Origin of the sequence: Actinoplanes couchii (genome assembly GCF_016862075.1) — a bacterium.
Taxonomy (GTDB): Bacteria; Actinomycetota; Actinomycetes; order Mycobacteriales; family Micromonosporaceae; genus Actinoplanes; species Actinoplanes couchii.
The window spans coordinates 1-15,134 of sequence record NZ_BOMG01000117.1; the positions used below are offsets into that span (position 1 = coordinate 1).

Annotated in this window: 16 protein-coding genes; 12 read left to right on the top strand and 4 right to left on the bottom strand. The window is 69.6% G+C overall.

Going from position 1 to position 15,134, the window contains the following annotated elements; translation table 11 throughout:
- Window positions 1-134 precede the first annotated feature (134 nt).
- Entirely contained in the window at window positions 135-707 is a 573-nt protein-coding gene (locus Aco03nite_RS46495; protein WP_203808469.1) for an HNH endonuclease signature motif containing protein, read from the top strand.
- Between the two features lie 50 nt (window positions 708-757).
- On the opposite strand, the gene Aco03nite_RS46500 is transcribed toward Aco03nite_RS46495, so the two are convergent.
- Entirely contained in the window at window positions 758-1,645 is an 888-nt protein-coding gene (locus Aco03nite_RS46500) for a YihY/virulence factor BrkB family protein (protein WP_203808471.1), read from the bottom strand.
- Window positions 1,646-1,699: 54 nt separating this feature from the next.
- Window positions 1,700-2,155 (bottom strand): hypothetical protein, encoded by a 456-nt coding sequence (locus Aco03nite_RS46505; RefSeq protein WP_203808603.1) that lies wholly within the window; start codon window positions 2,153-2,155, stop codon window positions 1,700-1,702.
- A gap of 47 nt (window positions 2,156-2,202) precedes the next feature.
- Here Aco03nite_RS46505 and Aco03nite_RS46510 point away from each other — a divergent pair, with 47 nt between their 5' ends.
- The 3 genes from Aco03nite_RS46510 (at window position 2,203) to Aco03nite_RS46520 (ending at window position 4,333) form a co-directional block, all read left to right on the top strand.
- Complete coding sequence (locus Aco03nite_RS46510) at window positions 2,203-2,904, top strand: hypothetical protein (RefSeq protein WP_203808473.1); 702 nt, start codon at window positions 2,203-2,205, stop codon at window positions 2,902-2,904.
- Window positions 2,905-3,143: 239 nt separating this feature from the next.
- On the top strand, window positions 3,144-4,076 hold the full coding sequence (locus tag Aco03nite_RS46515) for an NADP-dependent oxidoreductase (RefSeq protein ID WP_203808475.1): 933 nt from the start codon (window positions 3,144-3,146) through the stop codon (window positions 4,074-4,076).
- A gap of 41 nt (window positions 4,077-4,117) precedes the next feature.
- A complete protein-coding gene (locus Aco03nite_RS46520; RefSeq protein WP_203808477.1) occupies window positions 4,118-4,333 on the top strand; it encodes a nuclear transport factor 2 family protein in 216 nt (71 codons plus the stop codon).
- A gap of 29 nt (window positions 4,334-4,362) precedes the next feature.
- On the opposite strand, the gene Aco03nite_RS46525 is transcribed toward Aco03nite_RS46520, so the two are convergent.
- A complete protein-coding gene (locus Aco03nite_RS46525; protein WP_203808479.1) occupies window positions 4,363-5,043 on the bottom strand; it encodes a hypothetical protein in 681 nt (226 codons plus the stop codon).
- A gap of 202 nt (window positions 5,044-5,245) precedes the next feature.
- Here Aco03nite_RS46525 and Aco03nite_RS46530 point away from each other — a divergent pair, with 202 nt between their 5' ends.
- Window positions 5,246-6,280 (top strand): hypothetical protein, encoded by a 1,035-nt coding sequence (locus Aco03nite_RS46530; protein WP_203808481.1) that lies wholly within the window; start codon window positions 5,246-5,248, stop codon window positions 6,278-6,280.
- A gap of 22 nt (window positions 6,281-6,302) precedes the next feature.
- On the opposite strand, the gene Aco03nite_RS46535 is transcribed toward Aco03nite_RS46530, so the two are convergent.
- Complete coding sequence (locus Aco03nite_RS46535; protein WP_203808483.1) at window positions 6,303-7,610, bottom strand: extracellular catalytic domain type 1 short-chain-length polyhydroxyalkanoate depolymerase; 1,308 nt, start codon at window positions 7,608-7,610, stop codon at window positions 6,303-6,305.
- A gap of 323 nt (window positions 7,611-7,933) precedes the next feature.
- Between Aco03nite_RS46535 and Aco03nite_RS46540 the strand changes: the two genes are divergently transcribed.
- The 7 genes from Aco03nite_RS46540 to Aco03nite_RS46570 all read left to right on the top strand — a co-directional run bounded on the left by Aco03nite_RS46540 (window position 7,934) and on the right by Aco03nite_RS46570 (window position 15,130).
- Window positions 7,934-9,067, top strand: a complete 1,134-nt coding sequence (locus Aco03nite_RS46540) for an efflux RND transporter periplasmic adaptor subunit (RefSeq protein WP_203808485.1) — start codon at window positions 7,934-7,936, stop codon at window positions 9,065-9,067.
- On the top strand, window positions 9,064-10,251 hold the full coding sequence (locus tag Aco03nite_RS46545) for an ABC transporter permease (protein ID WP_203808487.1): 1,188 nt from the start codon (window positions 9,064-9,066) through the stop codon (window positions 10,249-10,251). Before Aco03nite_RS46540 ends, Aco03nite_RS46545 begins: the two co-directional genes overlap by 4 nt.
- Window positions 10,252-10,302: 51 nt before the next feature.
- Window positions 10,303-10,866: a hypothetical protein gene (locus Aco03nite_RS46550; protein ID WP_203808488.1), complete on the top strand. Its 564-nt coding sequence runs from the start codon at window positions 10,303-10,305 to the stop codon at window positions 10,864-10,866.
- A gap of 26 nt (window positions 10,867-10,892) precedes the next feature.
- Window positions 10,893-11,582 carry a response regulator transcription factor gene (locus Aco03nite_RS46555; protein ID WP_203808490.1) on the top strand — a complete coding sequence of 230 codons (690 nt, stop codon included), beginning with the start codon at window positions 10,893-10,895 and terminating at the stop codon, window positions 11,580-11,582.
- Window positions 11,579-13,345, top strand: coding sequence for a sensor histidine kinase (locus Aco03nite_RS46560; protein ID WP_203808492.1), 1,767 nt, complete (start codon window positions 11,579-11,581; stop codon window positions 13,343-13,345). The genes Aco03nite_RS46555 and Aco03nite_RS46560 overlap by 4 nt, the downstream gene beginning before the upstream one ends.
- A 73-nt stretch (window positions 13,346-13,418) precedes the next feature.
- Window positions 13,419-13,919 carry a SigE family RNA polymerase sigma factor gene (locus tag Aco03nite_RS46565; protein ID WP_203808494.1) on the top strand — a complete coding sequence of 167 codons (501 nt, stop codon included), beginning with the start codon at window positions 13,419-13,421 and terminating at the stop codon, window positions 13,917-13,919.
- Window positions 13,916-15,130 carry a hypothetical protein gene (locus tag Aco03nite_RS46570; RefSeq protein ID WP_203808496.1) on the top strand — a complete coding sequence of 405 codons (1,215 nt, stop codon included), beginning with the start codon at window positions 13,916-13,918 and terminating at the stop codon, window positions 15,128-15,130. The genes Aco03nite_RS46565 and Aco03nite_RS46570 overlap by 4 nt, the downstream gene beginning before the upstream one ends.
- Window positions 15,131-15,134 lie beyond the last annotated feature (4 nt).

The following is a 15,134-nucleotide window of genomic DNA, read 5'->3' on the forward strand; positions in this document are numbered from 1 at the left end:
CCGGCACACGCAGCGGCAGAACGCCCGGAACACCCAGGATCGCATAGGAAAACCGAGACGCTGCCCGGGCACTCTGGCGCAAGACGAGCACCCGGACCAATGTGGCGGAGCCATTACGAGTAGTCCTGCAACGGATGGCGCCGGACATCGAACGTTGCATGTACTGCAGGGACAGCTTCGGTACCGACATCGACCACCATGAGCCGATCGTTCGGAATGCGCTGCGAACCTTCGATTGGAACAATCATCTCCTTGCCTGCTCCCATTGCAACAGTCATCACAAACGAGAAGCCTTTCCCGTGGACGAACACGGAAATTCGCTACTGATCGACCCGTCTTCGGAGGATCCGTTCGAACACTTGCTGCTCGCCTTGTCGATGGGGGAGTACGTGCCTTTGACTGAAAAGGGCCGGGCAACCATCACCGTGTTCGGTCTCAATCGCTTTCCTCTGGCGCGAGCGCGTCAGCAAGCGTATCGAGTGGTGGTCCTGTGCCTACGGCAATGGCGACGGGAAATCCTCGAACAGTCCACGAACCTTGCCGACGCGATGCTTCACACCATCCGGGAACAGCCGTGCGCCGACGTCTGCCAAGCGATGCTTCGACAGGTCGAACAGCCAGGAGCTGCCATCGTCTTCGCTGACGCACCTGACATCGTCGATCTGTTGCGCGATCAGACCGTACGCCGAGCACTTCTCCTGAGCTGACTCAGCCCGCGTTGGCTGACCGGGGACGGATCAGACCGGCGACGTCGAGCTTACGGGCGTTCGTCGGGTTCGGTGTCGGTGGTGGCCAGGTCGCGGAAGTGGCCTGTCGTGCTCGTCGCGGTGAGGGCGGCTGCGAACAGCAGCAGCTGGTTCACCGCGTTGAGCAGGACCAGCAGGCCGACCGACCCGGCGACCAGCTGGTAGACCGGGTTGGCCTCGGCGGCCTGGACGTACCGGCTGCCCAGCGTCTTGAGCAGTTCGATGGCGACACCGGCCGCCAGCGCCGGGCCGAGCAGGCGCCGCCACGACATCCGGATCCGGGGCAGGCCGGTCAGCGCGCCGCAGGCCAGTGCGGTATTCACGCCGGTGCCGACGGCGAACCCGACCAGCTGGAGCAGAAATCCGGAGACCCCGGCGCCGGGGTCCGCGACCGCGGTGACCCGGCCGGCGGCGACCGTCGTCACGTAGGCGACCACCAGCGACGCCACCAGCAGCGCGCCCAGGCCGGCGAGCACACCGAGGTCGATGAGCACCCGCTTCGGCAGCCGGCCGGGGTATTCGTGCAGCTGCCAGATCCGGCGGATGGAGGAGCGGTAGGCGTCGATCCAGAACCAGCCGGTGACCGGCAGACCCACAAAGGCGATCACCCCCGCGGTGGTACGGGCGTCGCGCAGCGCCTGCACCTCCAGCCCGGTCATGTCCTGCCCCAGATAGCGCTGCACCGCCCCGAGCACCTGCGGGTCGCCCAGGAGGGAACCGAAGACGGCGAAGCCCATCAGCCAGGCGGCGAACGTACCGAAGAACGCGTAGTACGTCACCGCCGCGGCCAGTCTGCCGCCGTCGGCCTCGTCGTAGCGGATCCCGGCCCGCGCCACGTGATCGACCCACGCGAAGCGGTGCCGCAGCTCCCGCCAACGGGCCGTGATCCGCCCTGTCACATCGGGGTTTCTACCCGCCCCACCGGCAGGTCACGCGTACCGGCGGCTGCTGGTTCACAGGCCGAGCGCGGTCACGAAGGCCGAGAACGTCGGAGTCACCTGCCGCCACGAACACGGTCCCGGCCCGGTCCAGAAGTCACTCGCGACCACCCTCGGGTCCGCGGGGCCGGTCCGGTAGTCGAGTGCCACGGCCACGTCGTCGCCCGCTCGCTCGTTCACCGCGATGAGCACCGCCTTGTCGACATCCAGCCAGGGCAGCTCGACCGGTGCGGCCCGCTCGGTGCCTCGGGCCTGCCTGAAGAGCTGAGCTGTCAGGGCGTCGTCGGTGAGGAAGTCCAACGACTTCGACTCTCCCGCCATCGCGTGTAGGTCGGTGAGAAAGTGCAGTGGATCCTCGAACCACGGCATCACGCGGGCGAGAGCGACTTCGCCGGGGTGCTGCCATCTGCCCTCCTCGATGAGGCTCAGCAGCAGCGGCGGAACAGCAAGGCCACGGACCTGGCTCGTCATACGGCGTCTTCCCCTGTTTCGTTCGGCATCGAAGATTATGATCAGCTGTGCGCTCCGTGGTGCGGTCGGTCGGACTACTCGTGCTGTGGGTCGTCGTCTATGGGACGGCGGCTCTTCTTCTCCAGCTTGGCGGCTGGGGCATGTCGACGCTGCGGTACACCTGTCCCGATCTGTTCCTCGCCCTCTTCGGGGTTCCCCTCACCGGTTTTCTGCTTTTCCGGTTGCTGCGCCGGCTGGCCCGCCGCTGGGCGTTCCGCCGGTTCGCCGATGGCTCCGGCTGGCAGCGGGTCGATCCGGGGTGCCGGGACTGGCCGTGGGCCGGACCCGGGTTGCACCGGGACGACCCGGCCCGGTTCCGGGTGCGGGGCCGGGTGCTGGTCAGGTCGGCCTGGACATTCCGATCCGGAGACCGTCAAGTAACCGTCGGCGAGGTGACCGGGTTCGGCGGCATCCTGCGGGGCACTCTCGAACACGACTTCGGGCAGATCGTGTTCGTCCTGGTCACGTTGCCCGCACCGCTCGGTTCGATGGCGATGCGCAAGCCGTTCGAGTTCATCGGTGACCGTCATGGCTACACGTCGACCTTGAATGTCGCGTTCCTGAACGGCGAGATTCCTCCGTGGACGGTGCGCGGCGACGAGCTGTTCACCTTTCAGAGACTCCGAAGCGGTACCGATCCGAGCGGGATCCCGGCAGCCGTCCAGCGTGCTCTCCGCGTCGCGGAACTGTTGCCGGAACCTACCCGCTGACCCGCCGGGCGCCGGGTGCCCATGATCGCTTTCAGGGCTGGGGCCGCTGACGTCATCCATGGTCTGCGAAACCATGGATGACGCCGACATTCATCCGCCTGCCGTTTCCGGCCATGCTGGGGCGGTCTGGCCGGGCGGGGTGCCCGGCAGGTCACACCAGAACGAGGTTGCTTCGAGTTCGAAGCATGCTACTGTTCTCGAGTGCTTCGAGTTCGAAGCAAACCTGATGGAGGTCGGTCATGAAGGCAGTGCGTTTCCACGAGTACGGCGGCCCCGAGGTCCTGCGGGTCGAAGACGTCGCGCAGCCGGTCCCCGGTTCCGGTGAGGTCCGGATCCGGGTGGCGGCGACGTCGTTCAACCCGGTCGAGGGCAACATCCGGTTCGGCCGCATGCAGGGCCCGATCCCGGTGGCTCTGCCGCACACCCCGGGCATCGACATCGCCGGCACGGTCGACGCCCTCGGCGACGGTGTCACCGGCTTCGCCGTCGGTGACCGGGTCATCGGTGCCCTGACGCTGACCGACGACGGCGCCGCCGCCGAGTACGTGATCGCCCCGGCCGCGTACCTGACCGCTGCGCCGGTGAGCGTCCCCCTCGAAGACGTGGCCGGCCTGCCCCTGGTCGGGCTCACCGCCTGGCAGGCCCTGTTCGAGCACGCCGCGGTGACGGCCGGCCAGCGGGTGCTGATCAACGGTGCGGGCGGCGTCGTCGGTTCCTACGCCGTGCAGCTGGCCAAGAACGCCGGCGCGTATGTCATCGCCACCACCGGCGCGCACAGCGCCGAGCAGGCGAAAATTGCCGGCGCCGACGAGATCCACAGTGCGGGCCTGCCGGACCTGGCCGGGCCGGTCGACGTGGCGCTCAACTTCGCGGCGGTCGACCCGGAGCAGCTGGCCGCTACCGCCGGCCTGGTCCGCGACGGCGGCGTCGTCGTCAACACCACGATCTGGATGCCCGCGCCCGCCGACGAGGCCCGCGGTGTCCGCGGCATCAACCTCTTCTTCCACCCCGATGCCGATCAACTCGCCCGCATCGTCGCTCTGATCGACGCCGGCGTGCTGCGCCTCGGCCCGACCCGGCGGGTGCCACTGGCCGACCTGGCGCGGGTCCACGCCGAAACCCTCGAGGGCCCGATCACGGGCAAGGTCGTCGTCGTGACCTCCGGCAACTGACGGACAGCCGAAACACCGATCACATCCCCGAAAGGTTGATCATGATTCGCTCGCCGCAGATCCGGTTCGTGAACCAGCAGTGGTCGGTCTCCGACGATGCGCGCTACGTCCACCTGCACGCCGACGGCGACATGGTGGCGAAGACCGGCGCCCCGTACCGCAACAAGTATGTCTACCGGCTGACCTTCCGCGACGGCCGGATCGCTGCGATCGACGAATACGCGAACCCGGTCGCCTGGGTGAACCTGGGCCTCTGACCGCCGATGGCGCCGCGGCCGGAACCGTCCTACTGCAGGCGGGTGTCCAGGCGCAGGGTGGATCTGGTGGGAATCAGGTCGATGGTTGCGGTCTTCTCGCGGCCCTCGATGCGGACGTAGCAGTGCTGGGCGATCGGCCGGCCGGTCGGGACGAGGGCGACCTGGGGGAGTTCCTCGCATCGGAGGTCGCTGAAGCGTGGGGTGCGGAATCGGTCGGCCACCGCGGTCAGTATGCCGGTGCGGGTCACCACGTTCTGGGCCGTGTCGGCGTCCCAGGAGAAGGTGAGGCCGCTGCTGGGCTTGGCGTTCACCTCGTACGTCACGGTGTTCTTCTCGTAGGTGACCGTGCAGGAGAACGTCGCCGCCGAGCCGCCGGTGAATCTGCCGGGCAGGTCGCAGGAGCTCTTCGTGGGCTTCGCCGTGCCGGCCGACTCCAGTACCCAGGATTCGAGTTCGTGCCGGATCTGCAGTTCCGGGTTCGGGTCGGTGAGTTCGTTCGGTGGCTGCCACGTCGGTGCCGGGGCGGACGGGGTGGTGCTCGCGGCGGGGACCGGGGTGCCGAGCCCGGCCAGATCGTCACGGCTGGTGATCTTGGTGATCCACTGGAACAGGCCGCACAATGCCACGACGACGACGATCACGCCGATCAGTACGAATACCGGCTTCTTCGTACCGGACGGTGGCTTCGGTGCGGCGGTGGGTTGCGTCATGATCAGCGACCGTAGCCGCAGGTGGGCGGGTCTGCAGCGGTCGTGTGACGCACTGTCCCCGTTCAGCCCCGTATGCGCCATACCGATGCCGTGGCGCTCGAGTGGAGGAAGCCGGGCAGGGCGGTTACCGTCGGATCATGATCATTTCGCTGGCCGAGGGAACCGCCCTCATCGCCTACGTCGTCGTCCTCGCCGGAATCTGATGCGGACGCGACGACTTCTTCACCTCGATCTCGTACGGTCGGAGAAGGCCGGCGTCCATCTGACGACGTTCGTCGTCTCCGCCGTCTCGACCATCCTGGTGACCCGGGCCTATCTGGCGTTGACCGGATATCCGCAGATCGGCGGCGACAGCGGCCTGCACATCGCCCACGTGCTGCCCGGTGGTCTGCTGATGGCGGCGGGGCTGGTGATCGGGTTCGCCTACATCGGCCGCGGTCCCCGGCCGGTCGCCGCCCTGCTGGGCGGGGTGGGATTCGGGCTGTTCATCGACGAGGTCGGCAAGTTCGTCACCGCCGACAACGATTACTTCTTCGAACCGGCCGCGGCCATCATGTACATCATATTTGTCTGTCTGGTGGTGGGTGCCAACGTCTGGCGCCGCCGACGCCCGCTGACCGACGAGGAGAAGGTCGCCAACGCCGCCCATGTGCTCGTCGACGGGCTGGCGGGCCGGCTGCCCGCCAACCGCCGCCGGGAGGTCCTGCGCACTCTGGAGTCCCTCGGTGACGCCCGCGGTGCCCGGCAACTCCACGATTTGCTCACGACACTCGAGCCACGGACGTCACCGCTCCCGCAACGCCTGGAATTGCTCTGGCACCGGATCGCGGAGGCCTTCACACGGTTGGCGGCATCCCGGTTCGCGGCGGCGGTCGTGGGCGCGCTGCTCGTACTGCAGGCGGTCGGAGCCGTGCTGGTGGTCGTCGTACTGTGGCGTGCGAATGGCTCCTCTGCCCCGGTCATGGCGGGAACCGCGACGGGCACGGTCATCTCCCTGGCCCTCGCCGCCATGGCGTGGTGGCGGTGGCGCATCGGTGATCGCCGCGGCGCGGTGGAGTGGTTGCAGCGCTCCGCGCTGGCCAGCCTGCTGATCACTCAGGTGTTCCAGTTCGCCGCCTCGCAGTTCGCCGCCGTCGTCGGTCTGTTCGTCGACCTGCTGCTGCTCGGAGTCGTCGGTGGAGGGCTCCGGGCCCACGACACCGGCCGGGCCTCCGGCGATCAGGTGCGGTCGCCCTGACCGGCGGAAGCCCGCCTGCTGGTCAGCGGGCGGTGCAGGTGGCGCCGGCCGGGCCGGTGCCGGTGCCCTGGAAGTCGAACTGTGTGGTGCCGCCGGCGGCGACGGTGCCGTTGTAGCTCACATTCGTGAAGCTCACCGTTCCGGTGGTGCCGTTGCCGGTCGCGCTCCACGCGTTGGTGACGGCCGAGCCGGCCGGCAGGGTGGTGCCCACGGTCCAGCCGTTGATCGCCGCTGTGCCGGCGGTGACCGTGACAGTGGCGACGTAGCCGCCGTTCCACGAGTTCAGCGAGATCGAGGCGGTGCAGCCGCCCGGAACCGGTGAGGTCGACGGCGACGGGGACGGCGACGAAGGCGACGGCGACGGCGAGCCGGTGGTCGTGTCCAGGCCGAAGAAGCTGATCACCATCTTGGCCTGGCCGGACAGCGGCAGCGAGTGACCGACACCGGCGAGACTGATCGCCTGGACCGGTGGCTGCCCGGACGTGTTGCCGTACCAGGTGCGGGTCCAGCCGGACTGCGGCGTGTCGGTTCGGACCGGTGTCTGGCTGACGCCGACCACGTCGGTCCACTGCTTGATCTCTTCGCCGAAGTTGTTGTAGTGCAGCGTGGTGTCGTCGGTGCCGTGCCACAACTGCATGCGCGGCCGGGTGCCGGAGTAGCCGGGATAGGAGTTGCGGACCGCGTCGCCCCATTGGGCCGGAACCTTGCTGACCTGCCCGTTCGCGCACGCGCTGTTCCATCCGGCCTGCTGGGTGGGGTCGGCGGGATTGCCCGCGCTCGCCTGGAAACAGGTGTCCGGCACACCCATGAACGCGGCCCCGCCGGCGAACACGTCCGGGTAGTCGGCGAGCAGCACATTGGTCATCATCGCGCCGGACGAGGCGCCGGTGACGAAGGTCCGCGAGGTGTCGGTGGTGTACCGCTGCTGCACGTACCGCACCATCGAGGTGATGCCGGCCGGGTCGCTGTTGCCGTTGTGGGTCAGTGCGCCCGCCGAGGAGACGTCCCAGCAGTTGCCGGTACGCACGGTCGACGGGTAGATGACGATGAAGCCGTACTGGTCGGCCAGTGATTTGAACTCGGTGCCGGAGTAGAACGCCGGGCCGGAGCCGGTGCAGTAGTGCACGGCGACCAGCAGCGCCGGTCTGGTGGGCAGCCGGTCCGGGACGTACAGGTGCATCCGGAGACCGGTGGGATTGGTGCCGAACCCGGTGACCTCGGTCAATGCCGCCGCGGCGGCCGGTGACGCCGGGAGGAGCGTGGTGGTGGCCACCGCGCCGGCCAGAACCGCGGCGGCCGAGGCCAGCACCGCACGCCAGTGTCTTCTCATGAACGGATCCTCTCGGGATACGGCCGGGGCGGCGGGCCCGTGATCGGGCAACGAGCGAAACATTACCGGTGGTTAGTCGGCAAGAACAGCGATAGGTATTCGCTGTCCCTGACACTTCAGACGCGAATGTCGGCAGAAAAAACGCATTCAGCTGCGTAAATGCTAGTGGTGTCGGCCGATCGTCTTCCGGAAGTTCCGGAATTCCGCGCCGTCTTGTCGGGAAGCCGCGCGGCCCGGCCTAATCGGATGCTGACATCAGGCGGTCACAATCCGGCGCTGTGCAGCAGACTCAGCCATCACCGGCTCAGCGCCGGAATCGCCGCGTGATCGCCATCGCGGTACCGACAGCGACGGCCGTTCTGGTCGCAGCCGGTTACCTGTGGTTCGAGCGGCGCGCCGCGGCCGGCCCGGCCCTCGACGACGCGGTCGCGGTACAGACGCAAGCCGTCGTCCGGACCGATCTGTCGGTCACCGCATCGCTGACCGGTTCCCTCGGGTACGGCGGGGCGGTGCCGGTGAAGGGCGGCCCGGACGGCATCGTCACCTGGCTGCCGCGGTCGGGCGCGCAGATCCGGCGCGGTGAGCAGGTGTTCCGGGCCGACGACCGGCCGGTGCCCCTGTTCTACGGCGTCATGCCGCTCTACCGCGACCTGGTGACGCCCGGCATGGTGGGCCGGGACGTGCGGATCGTCGCCGTCAACCTCAGAGCGCTCGGTTATCCGGTCGGGCGGCAGCCGGGCGCCGGGCAGACGGTCACCCGGACGGTTCCGGTCCCCGCCACGGCGCCGTCCGCGGCACCCGGCACGAAGACCGAGCGGACCACCGTACGAAAAGGGGAAGGGGTGTTGACCTCGGGTCTCATCGCGGCGCTCAAGCGCTGGCAGCAGGACCGGAACCTGCCGGTGACCGGAACGATCGGGCCCGGTGACGTGGTGGTGCTGCCGGGTGCCGTGCGGGTCGATGCCGTCACGGCCTTGAAGGGCGACAGCGCCGCCACCCCCCTGATGACCGTGACGTCGACCGCGAAGGTGGTCACCGCGTCGGTCGCGGTCGAGGTGGCGGGCACGATCCGGGCCGGGGACCGGGTGACGGTGCTGCTGCCCGGCGACACGTCGGTGCCGGGTGAGGTGTCGGCCGTCGGCACCGAGGTACAGCCGGGCGAGGACGGAGGCTCGGCCGGGGAGCCGAAGCGGACCGTCACGGTCACGCTCGACAGCACGAAGCAACTGAACGGGATCGAGGCCGCGCAGGTGCAGGTCGAGTTGGCGGGGGAGACCCGCGAGGGGGTGCTGGCGGTTCCGGTGGGCGCCCTGGTCGCGCTCAGTGAGGGCGGTTACGCGGTACAGGTGTCCGGCGGCGGTCTGGTGGCGGTCGAGACGGGCTTGTTCGCCAAGGGCCTGGTCGAGGTGACGGGTGCCGGGATCGCCGAGGGCGTGCGGGTGGTGACGACGTCATGACCGGGTCGGCCCGCCCGGTGCGGCTCGCGGTGTCCGACCTGCTCGCCCTGGGGCTGCTGGGGTTGCGTACCCGCAAGATGCGGGCGGTGCTGTCGGCGCTGGGCATCGCCATCGGCATGGCCACCATGGTCGTGGTCACCGGCATCCCCGCGTCCAGCCAGGCGCAGCTGATGCGCGAGCTGTCGGCGCTGGGGACCAACATGCTGGAGGTGCGCGCGTTGCCCGATCAGCAGCCGCCGGTGCTGCTGCCGGAGGAGTCCGTCGGCATGGTCCAGCGGATCGGGCCGGTCACCCGGGCCAGCGCGGTCGCCAACACCCACTCGGTCGTACGCCGTTCCGACCGCACCGATCCACAGGACGGCTCCGGGCTGACCGTACTGGCCACCCGCCTGGATCTTCTGGCAGCCGTCAACGCCCGGGTGGCGCACGGACAGTGGCTCAACGAGGCGACCTCGCGGTTCCCGGCCGTGGTGCTCGGCTCGGTGTCGGCGGCCCGGCTCGGCGTCACCGGCAGCGGCCAGCAGCTGATGATCGGCGACCGGTGGTTCACCGCCGTCGGCATCCTCGCCACCACGCCCCTGCTGCCGGAGATCGACCGCTCGGTGCTGGTGGGCTGGCCGGTGGCGCGGGAGCTGCTCGGCTTCGACGGTCATCCCACGGTCCTGTACGTCCAGGCGGCGGAACCGTCCATCGAACAGGTCCGTGGTGTGCTGCCGGAGACCGTGCACCCGGCCTACCCGGCCGGCGTGGCGGTGAGCCGGCCCTCCGACGCGCTCGCCGCCAAACGGGCCACCGAGAACGCGTTCTCCGCCCTGTTCCTGGGCCTGGCCGCGGTGGCCTTGCTGGTCGGCGGGATCGGCGTGGCCAACACCATGATCATTTCGGTGCTGGAGCGCCGCGGTGAGATCGGCCTGCGCCGGGCCCTGGGAGCGACCAGAGGCCAGATCCGCGCCCAGTTCCTCACCGAGGCGGTGATGTTGTCAGCGCTCGGCGGACTGGCCGGAACCGTGCTCGGCGTGCTGGCCACGTTCGGTTACGCGGCGTACCAGCAGTGGCCGCCGGTCATCCCGCTGTCGTCGACGCTGGCCGGGCTGGGTGGGGCGCTGCTGGTCGGGGTGGTCGCCGGCCTGTATCCGTCGATGCGGGCGGCCGCACTCCCGCCGACCGTGGCGCTGGCGCTGTGAGATCCCGCCACCCTTGCAAGATCTGAACATTGGTCTGTCAGGGTTCCTGACATGTCGTACAGAACACGCCTCATCGTCGTCACCGCCGGCCTCGCTCTCGCACTCTCCGGATGCTCCGGCGCCGGTGACACGGCGGAGACGCCGTCGGTGGCCACGCTGCAGAGCGGTGTGCCGGCCGCCGGCGCCGCGGCCGGCGCGCAGCGGCCGGTCTACCGGATGGACGCCACCGAGGACGAGATCAAAGCCCTCGCCAAGCCGTGGATGGACTGCCTGGCCGGCGAGGGCGTCCAGAACCCGGACCAGGCCCTGGGCGTCGTCCTCAAGGGCGGCACCGTCGAAGACCTGCGGAAGGTGGACCTGGGCGGGCAGGAGGCCGCCTGGAAGACCTGCCTGGCCGAGCAGCCGGAATCGTTCGAGCAGAACCAGCTGCGCAGCGACCCGACCGAGTTCAAGGACAACCAGCGCGAGTGGTACCGGTGCGCCCAGGCCGCCGGTTATAAGCTGACCGCCCCGGATCCGGAGACCGGCCAGTTCGGCATCACCGAGGTCGGCCCGAACGGGGACTTCGGGTCGGAGAAGATGCAGGAGTGCCGTCGCCAGGCCTTCGAGAACTGACCACCGGCGCGGTTAGGGTCATCGGAGTGTGCGCATATGTGCTGGTCGCCGAGGATGACCGCGGGCAGGCCGAGGTACTGCGACGGTATCTGACCGCCGCCGGTCACGACACCGTGGTGGTGCATGACGGGTCCGCCGCGCTGGAGCAGGCGCGGCGGCGGCGCCCGGATCTGCTGGTGCTGGACGTCATGATGCCGGGGCTGGACGGCCTGACCGTGGCCCGGGTGCTGCGGGCGGAGTCGGAGGTGCCGATCCTGATGCTGACCGCGCGGGCCTCCGAGGACGATCTGCTGGCCGGCCTGGACGGCGGCGCCGACGACTACCTGACCAAGCCGTACAGCGCCCGGGAGCTGACGGCCCGGGCCCGGGCCCTGCTGCGGCGCAGCCGCGGAAGTCAGGGGAAGGAGACGGTGCTGCTCGTGGGGGCGCTCGCCGTCGACGTCGGCCGTCACCAGGTGCGGGTGGACGGCGAGCAGGTGGAGTGCACACCCGGCGAGTTCGCGATCCTGGCCGCGATGGCGGGGCAGCCGGAGCGGGTGTTCACCCGGGCGCAGTTGCTGGAGCACACCAACGGTGTGGAACGGGAGTCGGTGGAGCGCAGCATCGACGTGCACGTGCTCAACCTGCGGCGCAAGATCGAACCGCAGCCGAAGCGGCCGGCGCGGCTGCTCACGGTGTACGGGATCGGCTACCGGCTGACCGCGGGCACGGTATGACCCACGTACCGCTGCACCGCAGTCTGATCTTCCGCCTGCTGGTGACGTCGGTGACGATCGCGATCATCGCGGTCGTGGCGACGTCGTGGCTGGCCGCGCAGTCCACGTCGCGGGCGATCCGGCAGGAGATCGGGCAGACGCTCAGCGACGACAAGAGCGTGTACGACGAACTGCTCACCTACGCCGCCACCCACCGGGACTGGTCCGGGGTGCGGCCGCTGATCGCCGACCGGGCGGATGCGCTGGGCCGGCGGATCACACTGATGACCGAGAACCGGCAGCTGATCGTGGACTCGGCGACCGGGCCGTCGCTGGAGCTGGCCCGGCCGTCGGCGACCGTGGACCCGTTGCAGGTGGATCTGGTGCTCACCGGGCGTACCGAACGTATCGATCCCCGGATCGTCGGCCCCTACCGGCTGACGGCGGCGGAGCAACGGGCGATGCGCGATCAGCTCGACGAGGCGCTGGAATGTGTCCGCGGCTACGGCAGCGAGGCGATCATCACGACCGGCCCGCATGCCCGGCCCCGGCTCGCCGTCACCAGGGCCGGCGTCGTGCCGTACGCCTGCCCGCTCGCTCCGGACCTGACCCGCAGCGAACGGGCGCCGATCGAGGAACTGCGCGAACTCGTCGCCGCCTGCGCGCAGGAGCGGGAGGTGACGGTGACGCCCGATCTCGTCGTCGCGGTCCTCGACCCGGTGAAGGGCGTGCCGATCCCGGACCGGACCGAACGGGCCGCCGACTGTCTGGACAGCGCCCGGTACACGCAGCTCAAACCGTACGTGGCCCCGCCGGCCCTGCTGTTCGTGACCGACCCGGCGGATCCGTACGCCGCTCCGGCGTCCCCGTTCTCCCGCGACAACATCGTCCGGACCGGCACGACCACGGCTGTCGTGCTGGTCCTCGCCGTACTCGTCACCGTCGTGGTGGGCGGCCGGCTCGTCCGCCCGCTACGGGCGCTGGCCGAGGCCGCCCGACGACCGGGGAACCATCAGCGGGTGCCGGTGACCGCCAAGGACGAGATCGGCTATCTGGCCACCGCGCTCAACGAACTCGCCGAGCACCGGGAACGGGCCGAACAGTTGCGTCAGGCGATGGTCGACGACGTGGCCCATGAGCTGCGTAATCCGCTGAACAACATCCGCAACTGGCTGGAGGCGGCACAGGACGGGCTGGCCACGATCGACGGGCCGGTCCTGACACTGCTGCACGACGAGACCATGCACCTGCAGCACATCGTCGACGACCTGCGTGACCTGGCCGCCGCGGATGCCGGCAACCTGCGCATGCATCCCGAACTGCTCTACCTCGACGACGTGATCGAACAGGTCGCCGAGGCACACACCCGCAGCGCCACCACGGCCGGAGTGTCCCTGGTGACCTCCTTCGACGGCGATCCGGCGGTGGTCGCCGACCCGGTGCGGCTACGTCAGCTCATCGGCAACCTGCTGTCGAATGCGATCCGGCACAGCCACCGGGACGGCACCGTGACGGTGCGATCCTCGACCGGCGCGGGCCGGGTGACGATCGCGGTGACCGACACCGGTTCCGGGATCGCGGCGGAGGACCTGCCGCGGGTGTTCGACCGGTTCTGGCGGGCCGACGAGTCGCGGGCCCGATCGACCGGCGGCAGCGGCCTGGGCCTGTCGATCGCCCGCAAGCTCGCGGAGGCGCACGGCGGGAACATCACGGTCGAGAGCGTGCCCGGCGCCGGCACGACGTTCACGGTCCGCATCGCGGTGGCGGCGCAACCATCTTCCTGAGGTCGTCTCAACCTTTCCGGGTGCCGGTCGCGACAGTAAGCCGACAACACATCCCCTTCGAGAAAGGAGCAGGATGCGGCCCGAGAGAGTCCGGGAGTTCGTCGATTTCGTTTCCGGCCGGCTGCCACGCCTGCACCGCACCGCGTACCTGTTATGCGGCGACCGACACCTGGCCGAGGACATCGTCCAATCCACCCTGACGGCACTGTTCGTCCAGTGGAAACGCAACACGACCATCGAGAACGCCGATGGCTACCTGCAACGGATCCTGGTACGCCGCTACCTGGACGAACGCCGCCGCAGGTGGTTCGGCGTCCTGCTCGGTGACCGGCTGCCCGACACACCGGCACGGCCGCAGGCGGCCGTCGAGGAACGCGACGCGCTGATGACGGCGCTGCGGACCCTGCCGAACAAGCAGCGCGCGGCGATCGTGCTGCGCTACTACGACGACCTGTCCGTCGAGCAGACCGCCGAACTCCTGCGCTGTTCGCCGAGCACCGTCAAGAGCCAATGTTCCCGTGGCCTGATCGCCCTGCGCGAGGTCCTGCAAACAGAGATGCGAGTCCAGTCGTGAACGATGAACAACTGCTGCGCGATCGCCTGAACGAGGTCGTCGTACCGCCGATGGGATCGATCCTGGACCGGGCGGTCGCCGACGGCGAACGCCGGGTCCGCCGGCGCCGGACGGTGACCGCGTCCGCGGCGGCCGTGGTCAGTCTCGGACTGCTCGTGGGTGTCCCCACCCTGCTGCCCGGTGACCGCGACCCCGGCGGCGCATCGCCCGTGAACCGGGACATCCCGGTGGCGGCGGCCCCGTCGACGGCCCCGGCCGGGTTGACGTGCCGGACGGCCGGCGCGCTGGAGAAGCCGAAGAACGCCGAGGACGTCGTGGTCGCCGCCACCGATCCGACCGGCCGGTACGCCGTCGGCAACGGCTCGAAGGGCCAGGATTTCGTGCCCTTCCTCTGGACCGACGGCAAGCCCGAACGGGTTCCCTACCCGGAGGCCTCCGGTGAGATGATCGACGTCAACTCCGCGGGGGTCGCGGTGGGGCGTGGCTCCGACGGCGGAAGCGGGCCCGACACCTTCTTCCGGTACGCCGACCGCAAGATCGTCGAGTTGAGGATGCCGGCCGGGGAGTGGACCACACACGGCTGGCCGCAGATCAACACGGCCGGCGACGTCCTCGCCACCATCCAGCCCCAGGGGAGCTCCGAGGGGCGCGGCGCCTACATCGTGCTCTGGCCGGCCGGCTCGGTGGAACCCCGGAAACTGCCGCTGCCGTCGAACGCCACCTCCGACATCGTCTCGGACAACGGCATCGTCGCCGGTGTCCTGCGTAACCGGGAGGGCCGGGAAGGCTACGACACCGAGGACATGCAGAGCCTGCCGGAGGGCACCGCCGAGGACGGCACCCTGGCCTACGTCTGGGACCTCGCCGGCAAGGGCCGCCGGCTGGAGACGCCGGCCGGCTGGTCCAGCGCGGGCTACGGCATCAGCAGCGACGGCGCCTGGGTCACCGGCGGTCTCTGGAACGATGCCCCCGGTGACCCCAGAAGCCCGGAGACGGGCCTGTGGAACGTCGGCACCGGCAAGCTCGTCGCCAAGATCGCCATCAGCGACATCGGCAGCGCCGTCAGCACCGCCGGCCAGGTCCTGACCCAGGCCGGCGGCGTCTACGGCACCGACGGCGAACGCATCGCCGTCGACGGAGACACCCTGATCCGCGGCATGACCGACACCAACCGCTTCATCGACGAGAAACTGCGCATCTGGCAGTGCTGAGCGC

Coding starts and splice junctions, on each gene's coding strand:
- Aco03nite_RS46525 (WP_203808479.1), bottom strand. CDS start 5,043: ATGACGCAACCCACCGCCGCACCGAAGCCACCGTCCGGTACGAAGAAG.
- Aco03nite_RS46505 (WP_203808603.1), bottom strand. CDS start 2,155: ATGACGAGCCAGGTCCGTGGCCTTGCTGTTCCGCCGCTGCTGCTGAGC.
- Aco03nite_RS46560 (WP_203808492.1), top strand. CDS start 11,579: ATGACCCACGTACCGCTGCACCGCAGTCTGATCTTCCGCCTGCTGGTG.
- Aco03nite_RS46515 (WP_203808475.1), top strand. CDS start 3,144: ATGAAGGCAGTGCGTTTCCACGAGTACGGCGGCCCCGAGGTCCTGCGG.
- Aco03nite_RS46530 (WP_203808481.1), top strand. CDS start 5,246: ATGCGGACGCGACGACTTCTTCACCTCGATCTCGTACGGTCGGAGAAG.
- Aco03nite_RS46565 (WP_203808494.1), top strand. CDS start 13,419: ATGCGGCCCGAGAGAGTCCGGGAGTTCGTCGATTTCGTTTCCGGCCGG.
- Aco03nite_RS46545 (WP_203808487.1), top strand. CDS start 9,064: ATGACCGGGTCGGCCCGCCCGGTGCGGCTCGCGGTGTCCGACCTGCTC.
- Aco03nite_RS46495 (WP_203808469.1), top strand. CDS start 135: ATGGCGCCGGACATCGAACGTTGCATGTACTGCAGGGACAGCTTCGGT.
- Aco03nite_RS46535 (WP_203808483.1), bottom strand. CDS start 7,610: ATGAGAAGACACTGGCGTGCGGTGCTGGCCTCGGCCGCCGCGGTTCTG.
- Aco03nite_RS46520 (WP_203808477.1), top strand. CDS start 4,118: ATGATTCGCTCGCCGCAGATCCGGTTCGTGAACCAGCAGTGGTCGGTC.
- Aco03nite_RS46550 (WP_203808488.1), top strand. CDS start 10,303: ATGTCGTACAGAACACGCCTCATCGTCGTCACCGCCGGCCTCGCTCTC.